The organism is Candidatus Bodocaedibacter vickermanii (genome assembly GCF_014896945.1).
GTDB classification, from domain to species: Bacteria; Pseudomonadota; Alphaproteobacteria; order UBA6184; family UBA6184; genus Bodonicaedibacter; species Bodonicaedibacter vickermanii.
On the sequence record NZ_CP054719.1, the window covers coordinates 906,604 to 925,541 of the forward strand.

18 protein-coding genes are annotated in these 18,938 nt (G+C 42.6%); 8 read left to right on the forward strand and 10 right to left on the reverse strand.

From position 1 onward, the window contains the following. Window positions 1-161 precede the first annotated feature (161 nt). The 4 genes from CPBP_RS04195 to CPBP_RS04210 all read left to right on the forward strand — a co-directional run bounded on the left by CPBP_RS04195 (window position 162) and on the right by CPBP_RS04210 (window position 4,305). Complete coding sequence (locus CPBP_RS04195) at window positions 162-293, forward strand: FeoA domain-containing protein (protein ID WP_350331613.1); 132 nt, start codon at window positions 162-164, stop codon at window positions 291-293. Further along, complete coding sequence (gene feoB, locus CPBP_RS04200; RefSeq protein ID WP_350331614.1) at window positions 275-2,038, forward strand: ferrous iron transporter B; 1,764 nt, start codon at window positions 275-277, stop codon at window positions 2,036-2,038. The genes CPBP_RS04195 and feoB overlap by 19 nt, the downstream gene beginning before the upstream one ends. A 3-nt stretch (window positions 2,039-2,041) precedes the next feature. Further along, entirely contained in the window at window positions 2,042-2,635 is a 594-nt protein-coding gene (locus CPBP_RS04205) for an outer membrane beta-barrel protein (RefSeq protein WP_350331615.1), read from the forward strand. A 65-nt stretch (window positions 2,636-2,700) separates the two neighbouring features. Beyond that, window positions 2,701-4,305: a hypothetical protein gene (locus CPBP_RS04210; RefSeq protein WP_350331616.1), complete on the forward strand. Its 1,605-nt coding sequence runs from the start codon at window positions 2,701-2,703 to the stop codon at window positions 4,303-4,305. A gap of 1 nt (window position 4,306) precedes the next feature. Here the strand turns inward: CPBP_RS04210 and pgsA are convergent, their stop codons facing one another. Together pgsA and uvrC are read right to left on the reverse strand one after the other, a co-directional pair. Continuing rightward, on the reverse strand, window positions 4,307-4,873 hold the full coding sequence (gene pgsA / locus CPBP_RS04215; protein ID WP_350331617.1) for a CDP-diacylglycerol--glycerol-3-phosphate 3-phosphatidyltransferase: 567 nt from the start codon (window positions 4,871-4,873) through the stop codon (window positions 4,307-4,309). Between the two features lie 3 nt (window positions 4,874-4,876). After that, window positions 4,877-6,727 (reverse strand): excinuclease ABC subunit UvrC, encoded by a 1,851-nt coding sequence (gene uvrC / locus CPBP_RS04220; RefSeq protein WP_350331618.1) that lies wholly within the window; start codon window positions 6,725-6,727, stop codon window positions 4,877-4,879. 153 nt (window positions 6,728-6,880) lie between these two features. Here uvrC and CPBP_RS04225 point away from each other — a divergent pair, with 153 nt between their 5' ends. The 3 genes from CPBP_RS04225 to CPBP_RS04235 are packed head-to-tail and all read left to right on the forward strand — an operon-like array spanning window position 6,881 to window position 10,911. Further along, entirely contained in the window at window positions 6,881-7,378 is a 498-nt protein-coding gene (locus CPBP_RS04225; protein WP_350331619.1) for a DUF3576 domain-containing protein, read from the forward strand. A gap of 13 nt (window positions 7,379-7,391) precedes the next feature. After that, complete coding sequence (gene leuS / locus CPBP_RS04230; protein WP_434057605.1) at window positions 7,392-9,935, forward strand: leucine--tRNA ligase; 2,544 nt, start codon at window positions 7,392-7,394, stop codon at window positions 9,933-9,935. A 10-nt stretch (window positions 9,936-9,945) separates the two neighbouring features. Continuing rightward, entirely contained in the window at window positions 9,946-10,911 is a 966-nt protein-coding gene (locus CPBP_RS04235; RefSeq protein ID WP_350331621.1) for a DNA polymerase III subunit delta, read from the forward strand. A gap of 165 nt (window positions 10,912-11,076) precedes the next feature. Here the strand turns inward: CPBP_RS04235 and CPBP_RS04240 are convergent, their stop codons facing one another. From CPBP_RS04240 to sdhC, 5 genes are read right to left on the reverse strand one after another with little or no spacing between them, the layout of a single operon-like run. After that, entirely contained in the window at window positions 11,077-12,363 is a 1,287-nt protein-coding gene (locus tag CPBP_RS04240; RefSeq protein WP_350331622.1) for a sodium:proton antiporter, read from the reverse strand. A 1-nt stretch (window position 12,364) separates the two neighbouring features. Beyond that, window positions 12,365-13,129, reverse strand: a complete 765-nt coding sequence (locus tag CPBP_RS04245) for a succinate dehydrogenase iron-sulfur subunit (RefSeq protein ID WP_350331623.1) — start codon at window positions 13,127-13,129, stop codon at window positions 12,365-12,367. Between the two features lie 11 nt (window positions 13,130-13,140). Continuing rightward, window positions 13,141-14,928 carry a succinate dehydrogenase flavoprotein subunit gene (sdhA, locus tag CPBP_RS04250; protein ID WP_350331624.1) on the reverse strand — a complete coding sequence of 596 codons (1,788 nt, stop codon included), beginning with the start codon at window positions 14,926-14,928 and terminating at the stop codon, window positions 13,141-13,143. Window positions 14,929-14,931: 3 nt separating this feature from the next. Next, window positions 14,932-15,246 (reverse strand): hypothetical protein, encoded by a 315-nt coding sequence (locus CPBP_RS04255; protein ID WP_350331625.1) that lies wholly within the window; start codon window positions 15,244-15,246, stop codon window positions 14,932-14,934. Then, the gene (gene sdhC / locus CPBP_RS04260) at window positions 15,243-15,620 is read right to left on the reverse strand and encodes a succinate dehydrogenase, cytochrome b556 subunit (RefSeq protein WP_350331626.1); all 378 of its coding nucleotides are present in this window, start codon (window positions 15,618-15,620) and stop codon (window positions 15,243-15,245) included. The genes CPBP_RS04255 and sdhC overlap by 4 nt, the downstream gene beginning before the upstream one ends. Window positions 15,621-15,805: 185 nt before the next feature. On the opposite strand from sdhC, the gene CPBP_RS04265 reads away from it, so the two are divergent. Next, complete coding sequence (locus CPBP_RS04265) at window positions 15,806-16,423, forward strand: hypothetical protein (RefSeq protein WP_350331627.1); 618 nt, start codon at window positions 15,806-15,808, stop codon at window positions 16,421-16,423. Window positions 16,424-16,488: 65 nt separating this feature from the next. Here CPBP_RS04265 and CPBP_RS04270 read toward each other — a convergent pair whose 3' ends face one another. The 3 genes from CPBP_RS04270 to CPBP_RS04280 are packed head-to-tail and all read right to left on the reverse strand — an operon-like array spanning window position 16,489 to window position 18,933. Beyond that, on the reverse strand, window positions 16,489-17,220 hold the full coding sequence (locus CPBP_RS04270; RefSeq protein ID WP_350331628.1) for a flagellar basal body L-ring protein FlgH: 732 nt from the start codon (window positions 17,218-17,220) through the stop codon (window positions 16,489-16,491). A 10-nt stretch (window positions 17,221-17,230) separates the two neighbouring features. Further along, window positions 17,231-18,148 carry a flagellar basal body P-ring formation chaperone FlgA gene (gene flgA / locus CPBP_RS04275; RefSeq protein ID WP_350331629.1) on the reverse strand — a complete coding sequence of 306 codons (918 nt, stop codon included), beginning with the start codon at window positions 18,146-18,148 and terminating at the stop codon, window positions 17,231-17,233. Continuing rightward, window positions 18,145-18,933: a flagellar hook-basal body protein gene (locus tag CPBP_RS04280; RefSeq protein ID WP_350331630.1), complete on the reverse strand. Its 789-nt coding sequence runs from the start codon at window positions 18,931-18,933 to the stop codon at window positions 18,145-18,147. Before CPBP_RS04280 ends, flgA begins: the two co-directional genes overlap by 4 nt. Between the last annotated feature and the right edge of the window lie 5 nt (window positions 18,934-18,938).

The following is an 18,938-nucleotide window of genomic DNA, read 5'->3' on the forward strand; positions in this document are numbered from 1 at the left end:
TGATTTGTAGGAAAAATGAAATGTTTTTATTCCACATACAAGATAGTATATGATATGTGATATGTCATGTTTTTAAATACTTTTAACTTATGTCGCTTTTAATAAATCATACTTATTGTATTATAGATATCTGCTCTGATAAGGTCGATCGATTCCACAATATGGGGCTTGGCATAAATACCTTTATTAAGATAAAACATATCCAACCTTTAAATGGTCCTATCGTTATTGAAACCCAAGGGCGACTCATTGCCCTTCGAAAAAGAGAAATGAAATGCCTAACGCTAAAATAAAATGGGTATTGATTGGGGCGCCTAACTCTGGAAAAACATCTCTGTTTAATGCGTTAACCGGATCGTCTGGCGAGGTAATGAATTATCCAGGCTCAACGGCAACTACACATCTCGCCCCATTAAAAAAAAGTTTTTCTTCGAATGTTACGGTTATTGACACCCCGGGAATATACGGGATTAATGGAAACTCTCCTGAAGAATTAGAGGTGCGCACCGTATTGGATAAGCATAAAAGCTCACTCATCATTTTTGTAGTTGACTGCCGCTTTGCCGAACACCGCATACAATTGTTATCCAAGCTTCGTAACGAAGGCTTTAAATGTGTGGCGTATTGTACGCACGTTCAGGACAGTGCTGCCAATCTTCATGACCTACACGAAGCGCATGGTATTTCGTTTGTCGACAGCGCCCAACCTCTTGCACTAAAAACATTAATCTACGCCATTGAAAATGTTGATCTGCAGATGACTGCACCACCTAAGCTTGCCCCACCTCAAAAGCAAGTATCGAATGTGCGTGATTTAGATCGACTGTTTTTACACCCTGGATTGGGTTTTGTGGTTGCGCTTATTGCAATGATATTAATCTTCAGCGCCGTATTTTATATTGCACAACCTGTCAGCGATATGATTGAATCTGCGATCGATTCCTGTATTGGGCTGATTCAACAACTGCAATTCTCAATGCAATATCCCTTGTTCGCATCGCTAATCTCAGGTGGTGTTCTTGGTCTTGAAGCTCTGTTAGTATTTGCACCTCAAATATTTTTATTATTTGCGATCATTCTGTTCATTCAGGAAAGTGGGTATCTTGCCCGCGCGGCAGTAATTCTAGACCCCATACTGCAAAAGTTTGGGTTACATGGCAAATCGTTTGTATCGTTGTTGTCGGGTTTTAGCTGCGCAATCCCCGCAATTTTACTCAGCCGTACAATTGAATCAAAAAAAGAACGCCTCATTACAATTCTGGTCGTTCCGTTTATGATGTGTTCTGCGCGGGTTCCAATGTATGCAATGTGCATATCATTTTTGTTTCGTGGTCACTCACCCTTGGCGGCGGGACTGGCCTTTGCCAGCTGTTATTTTATTAATATGTTCTTGGGGGTTGTTGCCGCGGGAATAATAAACAAGTTCTTACCGACAGACACAACCTCTTACTTTATGATGGAACTCCCCCCCTATAAATGGCCGTCCATTCGTGTAATTATACGATCTGCGGCAAATCGAGTCTTTGTCTTTTTCAAAAGCGCAGGTCCCATTATCTTGGGTCTCAGTTTAGTAATTTGGGCAGCAACGACATTTCCAAACTATACAAATACAGACCACGCCGATCGCCTGTCCCACAGTTATGCTGCAAAAGTGGGTCAATGGATTGAGCCTGCTTTTACGCCGATGGGCGCTGACTGGAGAGTGGGAACAGCGCTATTAACCAGCTTTGCCGCACGGGAAGTCTTTGCATCGTCTATTACGTTATTGCTAGGAAAAGATCTAACAGAAACCACCGGAACCAGCACGTTTGAAGCCCTGTGGGATGCCGAAAAAAAAGATGGAAGCCCTCTGTTTTCAACCGCATCGATTCTTGCCCTGTTAGTCTTTTTTATGTTTGCTTTGCAGTGCAGCTCAACAACCGCGGTTACCGCAAAAGAAACTGGATCATGGAAAATCGCATTTTATCAATTTGTAATCATGAATGGGTTGGCATATACTTTAGCTGTGATTACGTATCAAGCTTTATCAAGGATTTAAATCATGAAATCTTTTTTTGCTACCCTCTGTTTAATATTAGTATCAACGTCTCCTTACGCTGGAAAATTCGATGGCGTTTCCCTGGGCGCAAGCATCGGCGGAAACCTAGCATCACTCAAAGAAAGATCTGTCACAGATGGATTTAAGCAACTGGGTGCCAATGGAAAACTGTACGCAGGTATTGGAAAAAGCTTTCTGGATATCATTTTTGTGGGCGCAGAAGCCTTTGGACGTTATAGTTTTTTTGTGAAATCTGAGGACGTCAACAAAGGATCCGTTGATGCGGCTCCACAATTTGGTGGATACTTAAAAGCCGGAATTCGCCCCAGCGAAAATCTATTGTTATATGGCATATACGGCATTCAAAGCAGTTCCGCTAAAATCAAAAACGCTATTGAAAAAATCTTTGAACCCACCGATGGAACATGGTCTACACTTATGGGTGCTGGATTTGAATATGCGCTTGGCGTTGGCACCGCAGTACGCGCAGAGGGGGTGTATGAACCTAATACTTCATTTAAAATTAAAGACATCCCTGATCAGGCTTATGATGCTAACTTTTTTTCAATTAACATAGGAGTCGTTGTTTACCTATAAACAAAGTTGACAATCTTGCCAGCCGCCCTTATATAACAAAACGTAAATAAATAGGAACGTCTACCGTGAAAAAAATAATAACACTCTCTCTGCTTGCGTCATCAAGCTTCATTGCGACAAACCACGCCGCAGCAGCTGCAGCTTTAAATGATACAGCATTAACTGCGCCCGCAGCAGCAGACCACGCAACTCATGTCACGCCGTCAACGTTAGAGCAACTTGAAACCTTCTTAAGGAGACACTGTGACACAGATTTTCCAGCAGTAGGCTTTGGGGCATTTTGCGCCCCGTTTAAACCAGAGTTTTCAAGACTAAAGAGAATCGATCAAGTGCGTATACAAAACGCGGCTATCGACACTCTTGGGCAAATAGTCGCACTCGGTTACTGTTCGTTTACACAAGAATTAGATAGCCTCAAGACCCCGACGCCCCATTTTGCAGATCGCGCTGCTTCTCGCCCCGAAGCAATGGAACATTATCATCGCTTTACTCATTCTCATTTTTTAAGATTTCAGATAATGGTTATGCGCCTGCTAGAGTTAGCTCAAGCGAAAACTGGCGACCTTGCCAAAGATGCAAGAGCTGCCCTAACACAACCTTATGGAAGCAGCGACGCTCTTAAAATTGCATGGTTGAAAGACATCTCGGGAATAGTCCCGGTTCCATTTCAGGGCGATCTAAAAAAGATGATATATTCATCTTCTACTCCTTATGGAGATTGGGAAGATGGTTTACAACGATCTATGGTGTTTGTTGATGGAAAACTTATAACGACCCCCGGGATAGATGTCCATACAAACGATGGTGTCACGTTTAAATTTATTCGAGAAAACGGATTAAGAGATAGCTTTGTTACCTCGCCCATAACAATAAGAACCTCCTCTAAACACCCAATAGTTTTAAACTTATTAGGATCTGGCGTTTTCAGAACTGGATCAACACCCACAAGCCTTAGTGCTTTTCTTACACTGCCCGCAACCCCAACTGAAGACAAAGAATTTGAAGCCGTGTTTCTAGGGGAGCTTATGGAAGCCGTCGCTAGGGGAGAACCCGCCCCAATTGAAGAAGCCTTTATTGCTGGGTATTTACAGGCATCAGAATATGTCGAGCAACCAGAAACAGAAGCCTCCTCAGGCGCAGCTGCAGCAGGCGCTACCCCCCTTGGCACCATAGCCACACACATTGATTTACTGTATGAAGAGCAGATTCTTGCAGAACAAGCTGCAATTTCTCGCAGGGTGGCGGAAGATCTTCACAAAGCAGCAGAACCTGCAGTTTCTAAAAAAGGGGAGGCTTCTAAAAAAGGCAAAGCACAAACTGCCACGGTCGCGATAACCGCCTCCACAGAAACTTTTTCAGAGGAAAAAGCAGCCCTGCGTAGAGAAATACTATCAAAACTAAAAGAACGCGGTCGAACAAAGTGGCGAACATTAGCAAGAGTCCTAATCACCGCTTTAAAAAGCGCCCACGATAATAAAACTATTACAGTTAAAGTTATAGAAAAAGGATCTCACTTTATGATCCACGCAGAAGGAGAAGCCGCAAGCGATGGGGCAACGATTATTCGCCCACATGGAAAATTGGATCGCACACTCGCAGCTGGTGAGGCTCGTGGACTTGCCGAGAACTTAATTGATCTAACATTCAGACTTATGGCACGCAAGCCATAATTTAATGATGCGCTCTGCTCGTTTGACGCAGGGCGCTTATCATATAGGCAACACCTGACCACAGTGTAATTAGGGTTGATAGCCACAACAGCGCAACCCCAATCTCATAGGTCATCCATTCTTTGGGCGCAGAAGGATATACCATTAAAAACCCAAGCGCCAGCATTTGAGTTGTTGTTTTCCATTTACCCAATTGACTGACCGGCATGCGAATTTGATAATCTGCCAAAAACTCTCTTAGACCTGAAATGAAAATTTCACGACATACAATTAAAATAACAGGGATCAAATTCCAGTCTGTTAATCTTCCTAAACCAACGTAAGAAATTAACACGGTGCTAACTAATAATTTATCAGCTATGGGATCCAAAAAACGCCCCACCATGGATGTTTGTCGCATAGCGCGCGCAATGTACCCATCAAAGAAATCGGTAATACACGCAGCCCCATAAAAACTAAACGCAATCCAGTCTCCCCAAAATGATTGAGCATATAGACTGCAAACAATTCCCGGGATCGCCAGGATTCTAAGCATCGTCAAAAAATTTGGGATTGTATACACAGCCATGTTTTAACTTTCTGGATTAAAAAATAGATAGATTTCTTTTGCCATCGTTGGACTAATTCCACTTACGTGTTCAAACTGTTCAATGCTTGCCTCTTTAATAGATTTAACAGATCCAAAATGATGTAACAAAGCTTTTTTTCGTTTGGGTCCAATTCCTGGTATTTCATCTAATTGAGACAGGGTCATTTGAACCTTGCGTTTTTTTCGATGGGTTTCAATCACAAATCGATGTGATTCATCTCTTAATCGCTGAATAAAAAACAGTAACGGATCGTTGAAGTCCAGCTGCACCATTGGTTTTTCAGGAACAAGTATCTTTTCACGACCTGCGTTGCGATCAACCCCTTTGGCAACCGCCATCAATTTTGGGACATTGGGCAATTGCAGTTCCTGTAAAACCTCGATAACCGCGTTTAACTGCCCAAGACCGCCATCGATAATAACAACATCTGGGAACGACCAATTTTCATCTGTGTCTGGTTTTGTAAATCGTCTGCGAAAAACTTCTTTCATCATTCCAAAATCATCGCCAAATACGGTTGCGTCTTTGATGATGAATTTACGGTAAGCATTTTTTATAAACCCATCTTCGCCAGCAACAATAAATGCGCCAACCGAATGGGCTCCTTGAATGTGACTATTGTCATAGACTTCGATGCGCCCAGGAATCTCTTCCATATCTAAAAAGCTCGCCAATTTCTGCAACAAATCTTTTTGATTGGCCGTTTCTAATAATTTGCGATTTACGGCTGCTTTGGCATTGGACGAGACCATATCCATAAATCGTTTTTTCTCTGCACGTAGTGGCACATAAATATGGATAGGCTGCCCATTCATTTCAGTTAATGCATCAGCGATCAAGTTTTGTTCCGACAAAACGTGACTAATATATATTTCTTTGGGAGCAATTCGCGACGCGTAAAACTGCACAATAAACTGCTGAAAGATTTCCTCAATCGAATTGTCGGCGCTATGTTTTGGAAAATAAGATAAATTTCCATAGTTCTGACCACCCCGCACAAAAAACACTTGAATACCCACGCATCCTTTTTCTTCGTATAATGCCATCATATCAGCATCGCGAACCCCGACAGGATTGATGCTGGAATGTTGTTGGATTTTATGCAAGTCTTTAATTTGATCACGGTATGCTGCAGCCAATTCATATTCTTCATTTGTGGCAGCACTTACCATTTTTTGCTCCAACATTTTTTGAATCTCTTGCGACTTTCCTTTCAAAAAATCTGCAGCCTGCACCACCTGCTGATGATAACTTTCAACGCTTACTTTTCCAACACAGGGCGCTGTGCATCGTTTAATATGATATTGCAAGCATGGACGCTGCCTGGCATCAAAATAGGCATCATTACAATTGCGCAATTTAAATATCTTTTGCAGTGCAATCATTGTGGTTTCCACTGCATCGATCGTGGCAAAGGGGCCGAAACATTGTGCTTCATGTTCGTTTACCCCACGCTTTTTATAGATCTGTGGAAAGTCATGCCCCTTTTGAATATAGATATATGGAAAAGATTTATCGTCTTTAAGTAAAATATTGTATTTGGGTTGCAGCTTTTTTATCAACTGGCTTTCTAAAATTAACGCCTCAACCTCTGTCTTTGTGGAAATAATCTCCATAGAGGTGGTCGCGAATACCATCCGCTGCAATCGCGATGGCAGCTGATCCAACACGGTATAGCTGCGCACCCTGTTCTTAAGGCTCTTTGCTTTTCCAACGTACAGCACTTGACCCGCGGCATCTAACATACGATACACGCCCGGTCGCAAAGGAAGGGTCTTGACCGTGTCTAAAATAATTTGAACACCAGTATATAAATTGGGTTGATCTGTCATGGGCAATCATTAGATTAAATCTACATCGTCCTCAGTGTATAGTATTGCTGAACATCTCACCAATATTATTTGACCCATCTGCAATGTTGGATGACATAAAAAAGCGAATCTGATATAAGAAAGTGTTAATCAAATTTTATGAGAGGCATCGCCATGAAAGCATATTTAATAACACTCTTATTCTGCGGTATAGCATTATCAAGCTGTTCCAACAACACTCCAGGTGGCTTTGATACCGCAAAAGAACGACTGGATGAGGAGCGCAAAGGCAGCGCCCTTGGAAAAGATGCCCTGACGTGGAAATGGTCAAAAGACGCCGATGAGAAAACGGTAACAGGTGATGACCCAATGTGGGCCGCCGTCAGTCGCATTACATCGGAACACCCCATCAGCTTTAATAATTTTCATGCCAGGATTATTCAAACAGAATGGATTACACCTGCTGATAAAACAGACATTCGATATCGATTTACATTTCATGTTTTGGGAAAATCCCCCAAAGCAGATAGTCTTGAAGTATTAATGATGATGGAAAAAAAACAGGGTAGCAATTGGGTCACGGCAACGCCAGACACCTCTATTCGTCAAGCATTAATTGACAGAATCGTAAGCGAAGCCATACGAATTTATGACCAAAATAAACGCGATTAAGGACAACATAACAATGCGATATAATTTTAAAACCAGCGAAGCAAAATGGCAACAAACATGGGATGAACGCCGGGTATTTGAATCTGATGTTGACCCATCCAAACCCAAATATTATGTTTTAGAAATGCTGCCTTATCCCTCCGGACGCATTCACATGGGGCACGTTCGCAATTACACATTGGGAGATGTTGCGGCAAGATATCGCAAAGCGCTTGGCTATAATTTAATGCACCCCATGGGTTGGGACTCATTTGGTCTGCCAGCAGAGAATGCTGCGATGGAACGCAAAGTACACCCCGGAGAGTGGACGAATAAAAATATCACAGAAATGAAAACTCAGCTTAAACCCCTTGGTTTTTCATATGATTGGAATCGAGAAGTCGCAACCCATACACCCGAATATTATCGTCATGAACAAAAGATGATGATCGACTTTTGGAAATCAGGATTGTTGTATCGCAAAGAATCTCATGTTAACTGGGATCCGATTGAAAACAGCGTCTTGGCAAACGAACAAGTTATTGATGGCAGAGGTTGGCGTTCTGGCGCTTTGGTTGAGCGCAAACTGATTCACCAATGGTTTTTAAAAATTACAGACTTTGCAGATGAGTTAGTTGAAAGCTTAGATTCTTTAACCGGCTGGCCAGAAAAAGTTCGCACCATGCAAAAAAACTGGATTGGAAAATCCCAGGGTGCCTATGTTGACTTCAAATTGTCTAACGGAGAAACCGTTACTGTCTTTACAACCCGACCCGATACATTGTTTGGTATGTCGTTTTTAGCCATTGCAGCAGGACACCCCATTGCACAAAAACAATCTGAAGCAAACGCCGACCTCAAAGCGTTTATTCAAGAATGTGAACGCGGGGGAACGTCCGAAGCCGCCATTGAAACGGCTGAAAAACTTGGTTGCCCTGTAGGCTTAACCGCATCCCATCCGTTAATTCCAGGAAAAATAATTCCCGTATACGTTGCAAACTTTGTATTAATGGAATACGGCACGGGCGCATTATTTGGATGCCCAGCACACGATCAGCGCGATTTTGAATTTGCGACTAAATACGAATTACCCATCGTTCAGGTTGTCAGCGACAATGGATCGTGGGATCGTGCCGCTGCATATACTGGCGATGGAACGATGATTAATTCAGAGTTTCTAGAGGGTATGACATCGGCAGATGCCAAAAAAACCATGATCGAAAAATTAGATTCATCGAACACTGGGAAAAGCGCCACGACCTATCGTTTGCGAGATTGGGGTGTTTCCCGTCAACGCTATTGGGGGTGCCCTGTGCCGTTTGTTCATTGTAACGATTGCGGAGTGGTTCCTGAAAAAGTTGAAAACCTGCCCATCAAATTACCTGAGGATGTAACGTTTGATCGCCCTGGAAATCCGCTGGATCATCACCCAACTTGGAAACATACAAATTGCCCAAGCTGTAACAAACCTGCCATTCGCGATACGGACACAATGGATACATTCTTTGAATCATCTTGGTATTTCTTGCGCTATTGTTCCCCAAAATCTGAACAGGCCTTTGATGAAAAAGATGTGCAATATTGGATGCCGGTCGATCAGTATATTGGTGGTGTTGAACATGCCATTTTACACTTATTGTATTCTCGTTTTTTCACACGCGCGCTGCGCAAATGTGGGTACCCCATTCAATTTGAAGAGCCCTTTAAAAACCTGTTAACGCAAGGCATGATCACCCACGTAACCTATCAAGACAAAGAAGGGGCTTGGCTGTCACCTGCTGAAGTTCTGCCTCTCGAAAATGGTACATATATTAAAGCATCCGACAAATCATCGGTTACGGTGGGTCGTTTAGAAAAGATGAGCAAGTCGAAAAAGAACACCATTGACCCCGGTGAAATCATTGACACTTATGGTGCAGATACAGCTCGCCTATTTATGATGTCTGACAATCCTCCTGAAAAAGATCTGGAATGGACAGACTCTGGCGCGGATGGAGCATGGAGATATTTAAACAAACTGTACACTCAAGCAATGTATGCTGTGGATTGCATTCCTGCGATTAACACGCCAGAACCAGATACATTTTCTGCTGCTGCGGTGACCTTGCGCCAAGTTGTTCATAAAACAATTATGGAATACACCCATGATTTGGAAACGTTTTCATACAACCGTGGCGTTGCAAGATTAAGAACATTGTCCAACACATTGTTTGCATTTGATCCAAAAACAACTGATGAGAAGTGGGCGTTCCGCGAAGGCTATGAAACATTGATTCAATTGCTTGCTCCGATAACACCTCATATATGTGAGGAGATCTGGCAAAGCTTTGGGCACACAACGTTGGTATATGAAACACCCTGGCCAAAACATCGCCCAGAACTAACTGTTGAAACGCAGGTAACGATCGCGATTCAGGTCAACGGAAAGTTGCGCGGAACAATCGACATGCCCGCGGACAGCGACGAAGACTCTGTTAAACAAGCCGCCCTAAACCATGTGGCACATTTAACAGACGGCAAAACTGTTCAACGCGTCATTGTTGTGAAAAACAAAATTGTTAACATCGTTGTGTCTTAGGTAAAAACAAATGAAGCAACGCCCCGAAACTCTTTTTTCAGCGCAGATTCCATCGGGGTGTTTGCTTTATGGAAATGCACCTGCTATTGAAGATTACCTGGTATTAGACTTACTGCCAGAGCGTTTAAATGCCTCCGGCGCTGCTGTAAAAACGTTCACCGAATCTGAATTGCTTGCGATTTCAAAAGAAAAGTTATATTTGGAATCTTCTCTGTTTGAATCTCCAAAACTGTATGTTGTTCGCGATGTTACGGATAAATTCTTAAGCTTGTTACAATCCTATGAACCCTTTGCTCCCATCGTAATGGTTGGAAAAAACCTACGATCAACCAGTAAAATTGTAACCTATGTGAATGCCCACACAAAATACCAAGCCATCGGCATATACGGTGACGATCAACAATTTCTATCTGCCTTTACGCGATACAAACTGAAAAACCTTCAGCTGGAATCTGGAGTGGTGGAAACTATCCTAAACTATCTGATGACGTTTTCTGCCATTCGGCAACAACTTAATGTAGTGTTGCAACTATACCCAGCGGGCGAATCAATAACCGTTGAAGAGGTTGAGAAAGCTTTAATTCCAAGCCAACCCCTTGCAATATTCAAAGTTGCAGAAGTCGTTGTAAGTAAAAACCCAAAAGCAATGATTGATACATTTCAAAAAGCACAGGCTATTTTTGAAAAAGAAAGCATTCCATTGGTGCGCATTATTGCAAAACAAATGTGGGATCTTGTTGCTTTAAGAATGAAAATGGATCAGGGAATTTCTGCTCAGGTTGTTGTCAACCAGGCAACCCCAATGATACCGTTTAATCGACGCCCACAATTAATACACAATCTATCCAAATGGAGCGTGGGCGGATTATTGAAAGCGATCGTCAAGTTGGATGAATTGGAAATTTTAGTAAAGCAGCCCCACATATGGTCAATCGATCAAATGGAGCGTGCTTTTTTACAGATGGTACGGCTATAATAGAGATCGGACTGTTTTTTAGAATCTTTGCTCTGTTCATAAAGTACTAAGACGTGTCTGATACACACCAGCGATTGCAATGTAACGCTAGCAACGTGCCGCTGTATCCATTAGGTTAGATCCAATGTATCCAACCCTCTCATTTATGCCAATCTCTGTTTCTATTTACTTTCCGACAAACAACCAATTAATCAAAATGAAAATCGGCAGCAGAACTGCAAACGACCACGCCATATATCCAAAGAATGACGGCATGCGAATTTGATAATTTCTTGCAATCGTTGCAACCATAAAATTTGGTGCATTTCCAATATAGGTTAACGCCCCCATATAAACCGACCCCAATGAAATTGCAATTAATATGCTGGCTTTCCCCATCATCAGCTGTGACGGATCGCCCCCAGCAAGATTAAAGAAAGCCAGGTACGTTGGCGCATTATCCAGGAATGCGGACAAGCCCCCAGACAACCAAAAATATTCCGTTGCTGTCAGTGGCGCTGTAAGATGAGATCCGAATTCTTGCATCATCCACAACACAGGAATTAACGTAATAAATATCGCCAAGAATAATTTTGCGATTTCAAAAAAGGGTTCCCAATGAAATTCATGACCTCTGCGAATTTTCATAGGGGTCATTAACAACGACAATGCCGCCAACAAGACCATGCCCACATCACGCATCATGTTTTGTCTGCCGACTTCAATTCCAAGGACATGAAAATATTCTTCTGGTTTCCAAATTCCACTTTGCAACACAAGAGCGACCACACCCAGCAATAGGAAAAAGTGAATCTTTCCATCGATTGAAATATTGATCTTGTGATCGGCGGGTTGAGAACACAATTCAACCTCACACAAGCGTCGATCAACGACATAAAATATCGACAACAATATCCCTAGCGTCACCGTATAAGGCGCCCACAAATGTTGAGCTGTCCAAAAGAAATCAACCCCCTTTAAAAACCCCATAAATAAGGGTGGATCGCCCAAGGGTGTTAACAAACCACCAATATTTGAAACAGCGAAAATGAAAAAAATCACCTGGTGTGTTCGATTTGAACGATGGTGGTTTAATTTTAAAAATGGACGAATCAAAATCATAGACGCGCCAGACGTTCCCACAAAGTTTGCAAATACCGCCCCCAGAAAAAGTATTGCTGTATTTAAACCGGGAGTAGGGTTCGCATGAATGTGAACTCGAAGACCTCCGCTAATCGTATATAATGCAAAAACGATACAAATGAACGGAACATAGTCTTCAACCAGCGCATGTGAAATTGAGCGCACCGCAGTTTCAGGGCTCATGAAATGACCAATACTCCAAGCGCCAAAAACTAACCAGCCAAAGGCAATCTTACCATAATTTTTATGCCATAATTTGGGGGTCAACAACGGAAGCAAGGCGATAGATAAAATTAGCCCGACAAACGGCACACACATTAACACAGACATTTTAGCCCTTTATTTTTGATTTAATACCTGCAATAGCTTTAGCAGGATTTAACCCCTTAGGGCAAGTGTTTGTGCAGTTCATAATTGTGTGACAACGATACAGCTTGAATGAGTCGTTTAAATCGCTCAGGCGCTCTTCTGTAATGGTATCGCGACTGTCTTCAATAAATCGCGCCGCTTGTAACAGCACAGCAGGCCCCAAATAAGTATCGCTATTCCACCAATAGCTTGGACAACTGGTTGAGCATGAAAAACACAAGACACATTCCCACAATCCATCGATCTTTGCACGATCTTTGGGGGTCTGCAAACGCTCAGAATCTTTAGGTAGGTCTTTCTCTTGCACCCAGGGTTTTATAGATGAATACTGTGCATAGGCATCTTTTAAATCAGGAATTAAATCTTTGATCACCGACATGTGGGGCAGGGGATAAATCATCACATCGCCCTTAACCTCACTAATAGGTTTTAAACATGCTAACGTATTTCGTCCATCAATGTTCATCGCGCAACTGCCGCACACACCCTCGCGGCACGATCGTCGAAACGCTAAGGATGAATCGATTCCACCTTTTATTTTAATAAGCGCATCCAACACCATGGGTCCACACGTATCCATGTTGACCTCAAACGTATCTAGGGTTGGGTTGTTGCCCTTGTCTGGATTGTATCGATAGATATGAAATGCTTTTTTGTTCTTTGCCGCACTTGGAAAATGCTGACCTTTTTTAACAACAGAATTTTTCGGTAATGTAAAATCAGCCATATCTTGGTTCCTTAATATACACGCCGAACTGGCGGCAATGAATCTACGTCAGATGACAATGTTTTTAATGTAACATCTCGATAGTCTAGGTTAACCTTGCCATCATCTATTGATGCATAGGTATGCTTCGTCCAGCTTTTGTCATCGCGATCTGGGAAATCATCTCGGGCATGGGCTCCACGACTTTCTTTGCGAGCCAACGCTGAATGCAACGTGACCTCTGACTGCAGCAGTAGATTATCTAATTCCAGCGCCTCTACTAAGTCGGTATTCCAAATTAATGAACGATCGGTAACCTTCAAATCGTCACGCAGCTGCTTAACGTTAGATAGCTCATCAATACCTTTTTGTAAGGTTGCCTCTGTTCTAAACACAGCGCAATGGTTTTGCATGTTTTTCTGCAACGCCAGCAATACCTTTGCAGTTGGTGTCGCACCATTAGAATTTCGAATACGATCAAAACGATCCAACGCAACCTGCGAAACGTCTTCGGGTAGCTTTTTATGAGGAGAATTTGGTTTGATCAATTTGCCCGCTTGAATGGCAGCAGCCCTGCCAAACACAATTAAATCTAACAATGAGTTTGTTCCCAAACGATTGGCACCATGAACTGACACGCATGCCGCCTCACCAATTGCCATTAACCCAGGAACAATCTTTTTTTCCTTTTTACCACTGGGGACAACAACCTCCCCATAATAGTTTGTGGGTATCCCACCCATATTATAATGAACCGTTGGCAACACAGGAATGGGCTGTTGAGTCACGTCCACGCCTGAAAAGATCTTTGCGGTTTCGGAAATGCCTGGCAATCGTTCGTGAAGAATTTCTGCATCAATATGTTCAAGGTGTAAATAGATGTGATCTTTATGTTCGCCCACACCGCGCCCCTCTAAAATCTCAAGGGTCATTGCGCGACTTACAACATCTCGCGAGGCAAGGTCTTTTGCAGCGGGGGCGTATCGCTCCATAAATCGTTCGCCCTTTGCATTGGTAAGGTAGCCGCCTTCACCACGTGCGCCTTCGGTAATCAAACATCCAGCGCCGTAAATACCCGTGGGGTGAAACTGAATAAACTCCATGTCTTCAAGTGGCAATCCGGCTCTTAGAACCATGCCGTTGCCATCACCTGTGCAGGTATGCGCGGAAGTACAAGAAAAGAATGCTCGACCATATCCGCCGGTTGCCATAACAACCAAATGAGATTGAAATTCATGCAGCGTTCCATCATCCAAACACCAGGCAAGAACACCGCAGATGTTGCCTTCTGGATCTTTTAATAAATCAATAACGATATATTCGACATAGAATTCAGCTTGATGGCGAACACACTGTTGGTACAGCGTATGCAAAATTGCGTGCCCTGTTCGGTCGGCCGCCGCACATGCTCGGTGAGCCATCGATTCACCCTTATTAATTGTGTGCCCGCCAAACGGACGTTGATAAATTTTACCGTCCTCTGTCCTGGAAAATGGAACCCCAAAGTGTTCCAACTCAATCACCGATTCTTTTGCATGCTTGCACATGTATTCGATGGCATCTTGATCGCCCAACCAATCCGACCCCTTAATGGTGTCGTAGAAATGGTATTCCCATTTATCGCCATCACCCATGTTGCCAAGTGCTGCACCAACGCCACCTTGTGCTGCAACAGTATGGCTGCGGGTTGGAAATACTTTTGAAATACAGGCTGTTTTTAAACCTTGAGCGCTCATTCCCAATGTTGCCCTTAATCCAGCGCCACCAGCCCCAACGACGACGACATCATATTGATGTTTTATTATTTTATATTCATTCACAACTTAAATCCGCCATAACGTAAAGCTTATGATTACCACAGAAGTCAAACTTAGAAATACCAGTATTTTTATTCCCTTGGTTCTTGTCGTTTGCTTTGGAATATAATCCTCTAACGCTGTTATCAATTCTTGGGTTGCATGTATCATAATTACGATCAGTGAAAATACACCAACAGCCTTATAGGCTCGCAAGAAATTAATAAACTCATCGGGCGTTGTTGTCATTTTTATTAATAGACATCCGACAAAAACAAGGGCCGGCAAACACAGTATTCTGATGATTAAGTGCGCATCAATTGCTTTAAGATTTAATTTCATAATCCGCCCCACATCTTAACCCAGCACATCGCGCTAATCACAAACGTGGCAGTGACTATTAGCATATTAGACGTGCTTACAAAGGTTGGGCTGATACCATGATTTAGCCCCCAAACAATGTATCTTATTTCGGCTAAGGCATAGAAAACAACACCAACAATAAGCCAGGTCGCCTTTATTTTACCAAGCCATGAGAAAATCAAAGATGTAATCCAGTTAAAATCAATATGCGCAAACCACGCAAAACACAACAAAGAGATAACAATAGCAGATACAAATAAGACGCCCCCCATGACTCTGTGAGAAATAGAAATGATGGCAGCCAACGGCAGTTTATAAATTTGTAAATGCGGTGAAAGTGGTCGATCAATCATATGCAACACCTTTTTATTTATTATAATCAATTCGATAGTTTTTTCAAAGAAAAGCCTGTTTGTATTATTTTTAATTCGTTATTGGTTAATTTTCAGTAAATGCATTTTTATTTTTGCCCCCCTCTTGAAATTGAAACAATAGCTCCCCATTAAACGGCTGTAAGAATAACACCAGGGAGACGCTCATGAAAAAACACTTAAAAACAATGCTATTGCTGTGCGGAATTATTGGAGCCACACACGGATCCAACCACGAGACATCTGACGAAAACAGCGTAAATAGCTTCAACACAGAAAAACAAGTATGCACAGCTAGATCGGCGCTAAACACTATCGAGCTCAATCTAAATCAAGTTTTGAGTCTGACATATGATGATTGCGCGCCCTCCCGCTCTGTTGAATCATCACCTCCTTTGCTTATTAAGATGATTGATCGCGACTATTTTTCTTCTAAAACAAAACCCCTAAAGCAGGGAACATTGTCCAACGAAGAGCAAATCGCAATTGAAAAAATACTGCTCAAGAAACCCACAAGAGTTACCAATACAGCGTCTGGTCGCGATCAAACTCGAACAGAAACAAGTTTATTAAAAGAAGCTCAACAAAACTGTTTGGGGAAAATAACAGATATTCAATACAAAAAGACCGGAGCAAAACAAACAGTTGTTATGACCCCATCAACTAAACGTAAAGTGAACCAGGCAGCCCCAAGAGGTCCAATAGTTATGGGTGGTCTTACGTGGGAAGAAATTGTGGCGGAAGTAGAGCGCATTCATGGATCCCGCTCAACAGATCAGCAATAAAAGATCGTATTTTAACAACCCGCAGTAATTAAAAAAACACCCACCTGAACGATGGGTGTTTTTGTTTAAAATGGAGTGATCGCCTCAATCAATTTGTTGCCCCACTTATCTTGTTGAACATCGTTAATTTCACCCTCGCCGCCATAATAAATTCGGGCTTGCGAGATTCTTCGGCTGTTTACAATATTCCCGGGGTCAATGTCTGCCTTTGAAATAATGCCAGAAACATGCAACCGTCTAAGCTCACTGTTCACCAATATTTCTTGTTCACCTTTAATCACCAAATTTCCATTGGGCAACAATTGAACAACCATCGCGGCAACCTCTAAATTAATTTGCTCTGCTCGGTTAATCGTCCCCTTGCCGCTGTGCGATGGTGTTGAGCTTGTATCAAACACACTGGACGGAGTTATCCCAGGAAAATATTTATGCAACCCTGTCTCAGCCCCAGCCAACTTAGATAATGCATTTTTATTTTGAGAGGCTCGCTCTTTTTTTGTCGCATTATTCATGTTTGCAGAATCATTAATACTCACGGTAACCGTTAAAATATCGCCAGGTCTTGATGCGCGTTGATCTTTGAAAAAGGATCTTGCGCCCGGCTGCCACAACGAGTTCCGATTTGGTTGTTCCACGATTGGTTCCGGCAGGGGCGTTTTTACCTGTTCTTCGTCGGGGTCTTTAATATTTCCAATCCCGGATAAGTTTGTTCCAACAACCGCAGTTTTTAATTCATTAACCCCAGAACATCCGGCAAGCAGGTGTGCAATTATTATTACGGGTAACATGCTTCGCATTTAATATCTCCTAATGACCCACAACGGGGATGATGATCGTTTGAGAGTCTTTAACAACCCCCTCGATCAAGCGCTTGCTTTCTAAATTCATCACTTGAACTGATTGCCCAATGGCAGCATTTCCTTGCGCCTTTCCTCGAGTGGAAATTACAACAGTTGGCGTCTCAACCTTCATTGTAACCAGATCTCCGCGCTTAATGATGATGGGACTAATAATGTCGTGTACGCTTAACATGTCGCCGACCTTTGCAGATTTGCGCCTTAATGTCTTGCCAATCAATTCTTTTTCGTCTTGAATCATGTTTTTTGTAACTTTGTTCGATGGAAAATCTTTAAACTCCAAATCTTCTTTTTCGATAATTGATCCAACTTCTAGCTGCTTGTTTAAAACAGGAATTAATACCATGGTTGACAAACACCCTTTTATCTTCTTTTCATGGCCGCCAACATCAAAGGTCACGAGAAATTTTTGATCCCCCATCCAGGAAAAATTTGTTAACTTTGGCTCTGTGGCACCTTTTAATAATAAGTATTGCGATGACGCTTCTATGGACACATCGATCCCACCCGATATTTTTTCAGGATGATGCTGAGTTAAATATTCGCGCACAACATCCTGTGCATTTACTTTGGTTGAGAGCCCGTCATGACGAGACAGCGTTATCCCTTTGTAATGTGAAGGAGCCCAACTTAGTCCAAAATTCTCTGCCAGTTGGCGCACCCAGTCATGGGCATAATGCTTAGACTCTCCTTTGTTTGGAGCTTCTAAAATATCTTGATCTTTTGCTGGATCAATTCCGCCGAAAAAATCAGACAACATTAAAAACTCTTTGTACACTTCATGGCTGTCTTTTAATTCAACCTTCACAGCATGTGCCGACGTTAAGCTAAAAAATATAACAACAAGAAAGCTTATAGTCTGCTTCATGATACTATCCTTGTTTGAGATTCAGACATCTCATCTGCTTTTTTAATAATTGCTAAGCATTGTCCGTGATTGCGTTGGGCCTGAATCATGTCCCCCATTAATTTAATGGCGCTTCCGTTATTGGCCTCCAAGTGTCGACTTTTTAACACCCCGCGCCCCCCTGTGTCTGGAGCACCGACCTCTGGTTCTCCAGACTCGGTATTGGCTACAAAATAATCACCCTCTTGACCCAAAACACCCGGCTCAATAAATCGAACAATCTCTAATTGCCCAACGTCCTGCATAGCATTTTGTCCGGGCATTTTTACTGAAACTTGACCGGTTTGCGATATCTCCACATCTTGATATCCTTCTGGAACTTGAATACCAGGCGCCAAGATGTATCCATCCGAGTTTACAATATTGCGATCCTTATCAAGTCGGCAGATGCCCTTGCGGCTAAAGACTATTCGACCGTCAGGTCTAATAAACTGAAAAAAACCAGCACCGTGAATTCCCATATGAAACGGGCTGTCTGACTCTTGTAAAGCGCCTTGCGTCATATCTTTATGAATAGCTTTCACTGTTGCCCCCAGTCCAAGCTGAATCCCAACACCATTTGCCCCTTCTTCCGTTGCTGCACCTGGAGCCGTCATCGTTTGGGTACCCATAGCACCCACCTCAACCCATCCTACTTTTCCACCGTGGTTCTGCAGATTTGCAAACCCATTGGCAACCACATCCATTATAACCTCAGCCACTCTTACGCCGCTGGCTGCTGACTGCATTGCTCTTGAAATTGTCATAATAC

Coding starts and splice junctions, on each gene's coding strand:
- CPBP_RS04195 (WP_350331613.1), top strand. CDS start 162: ATGGGGCTTGGCATAAATACCTTTATTAAGATAAAACATATCCAACCT.
- feoB (WP_350331614.1), top strand. CDS start 275: ATGCCTAACGCTAAAATAAAATGGGTATTGATTGGGGCGCCTAACTCT.
- CPBP_RS04205 (WP_350331615.1), top strand. CDS start 2,042: ATGAAATCTTTTTTTGCTACCCTCTGTTTAATATTAGTATCAACGTCT.
- pgsA (WP_350331617.1), bottom strand. CDS start 4,873: ATGGCTGTGTATACAATCCCAAATTTTTTGACGATGCTTAGAATCCTG.
- uvrC (WP_350331618.1), bottom strand. CDS start 6,727: ATGACAGATCAACCCAATTTATATACTGGTGTTCAAATTATTTTAGAC.
- CPBP_RS04225 (WP_350331619.1), top strand. CDS start 6,881: ATGAAAGCATATTTAATAACACTCTTATTCTGCGGTATAGCATTATCA.
- leuS (WP_434057605.1), top strand. CDS start 7,392: ATGCGATATAATTTTAAAACCAGCGAAGCAAAATGGCAACAAACATGG.
- CPBP_RS04235 (WP_350331621.1), top strand. CDS start 9,946: ATGAAGCAACGCCCCGAAACTCTTTTTTCAGCGCAGATTCCATCGGGG.
- CPBP_RS04240 (WP_350331622.1), bottom strand. CDS start 12,363: ATGTCTGTGTTAATGTGTGTGCCGTTTGTCGGGCTAATTTTATCTATC.
- CPBP_RS04245 (WP_350331623.1), bottom strand. CDS start 13,129: ATGGCTGATTTTACATTACCGAAAAATTCTGTTGTTAAAAAAGGTCAG.
- CPBP_RS04255 (WP_350331625.1), bottom strand. CDS start 15,246: ATGAAATTAAATCTTAAAGCAATTGATGCGCACTTAATCATCAGAATA.
- sdhC (WP_350331626.1), bottom strand. CDS start 15,620: ATGATTGATCGACCACTTTCACCGCATTTACAAATTTATAAACTGCCG.
- CPBP_RS04265 (WP_350331627.1), top strand. CDS start 15,806: ATGAAAAAACACTTAAAAACAATGCTATTGCTGTGCGGAATTATTGGA.
- CPBP_RS04270 (WP_350331628.1), bottom strand. CDS start 17,220: ATGCGAAGCATGTTACCCGTAATAATAATTGCACACCTGCTTGCCGGA.
- flgA (WP_350331629.1), bottom strand. CDS start 18,148: ATGAAGCAGACTATAAGCTTTCTTGTTGTTATATTTTTTAGCTTAACG.
- CPBP_RS04280 (WP_350331630.1), bottom strand. CDS start 18,933: ATGACAATTTCAAGAGCAATGCAGTCAGCAGCCAGCGGCGTAAGAGTG.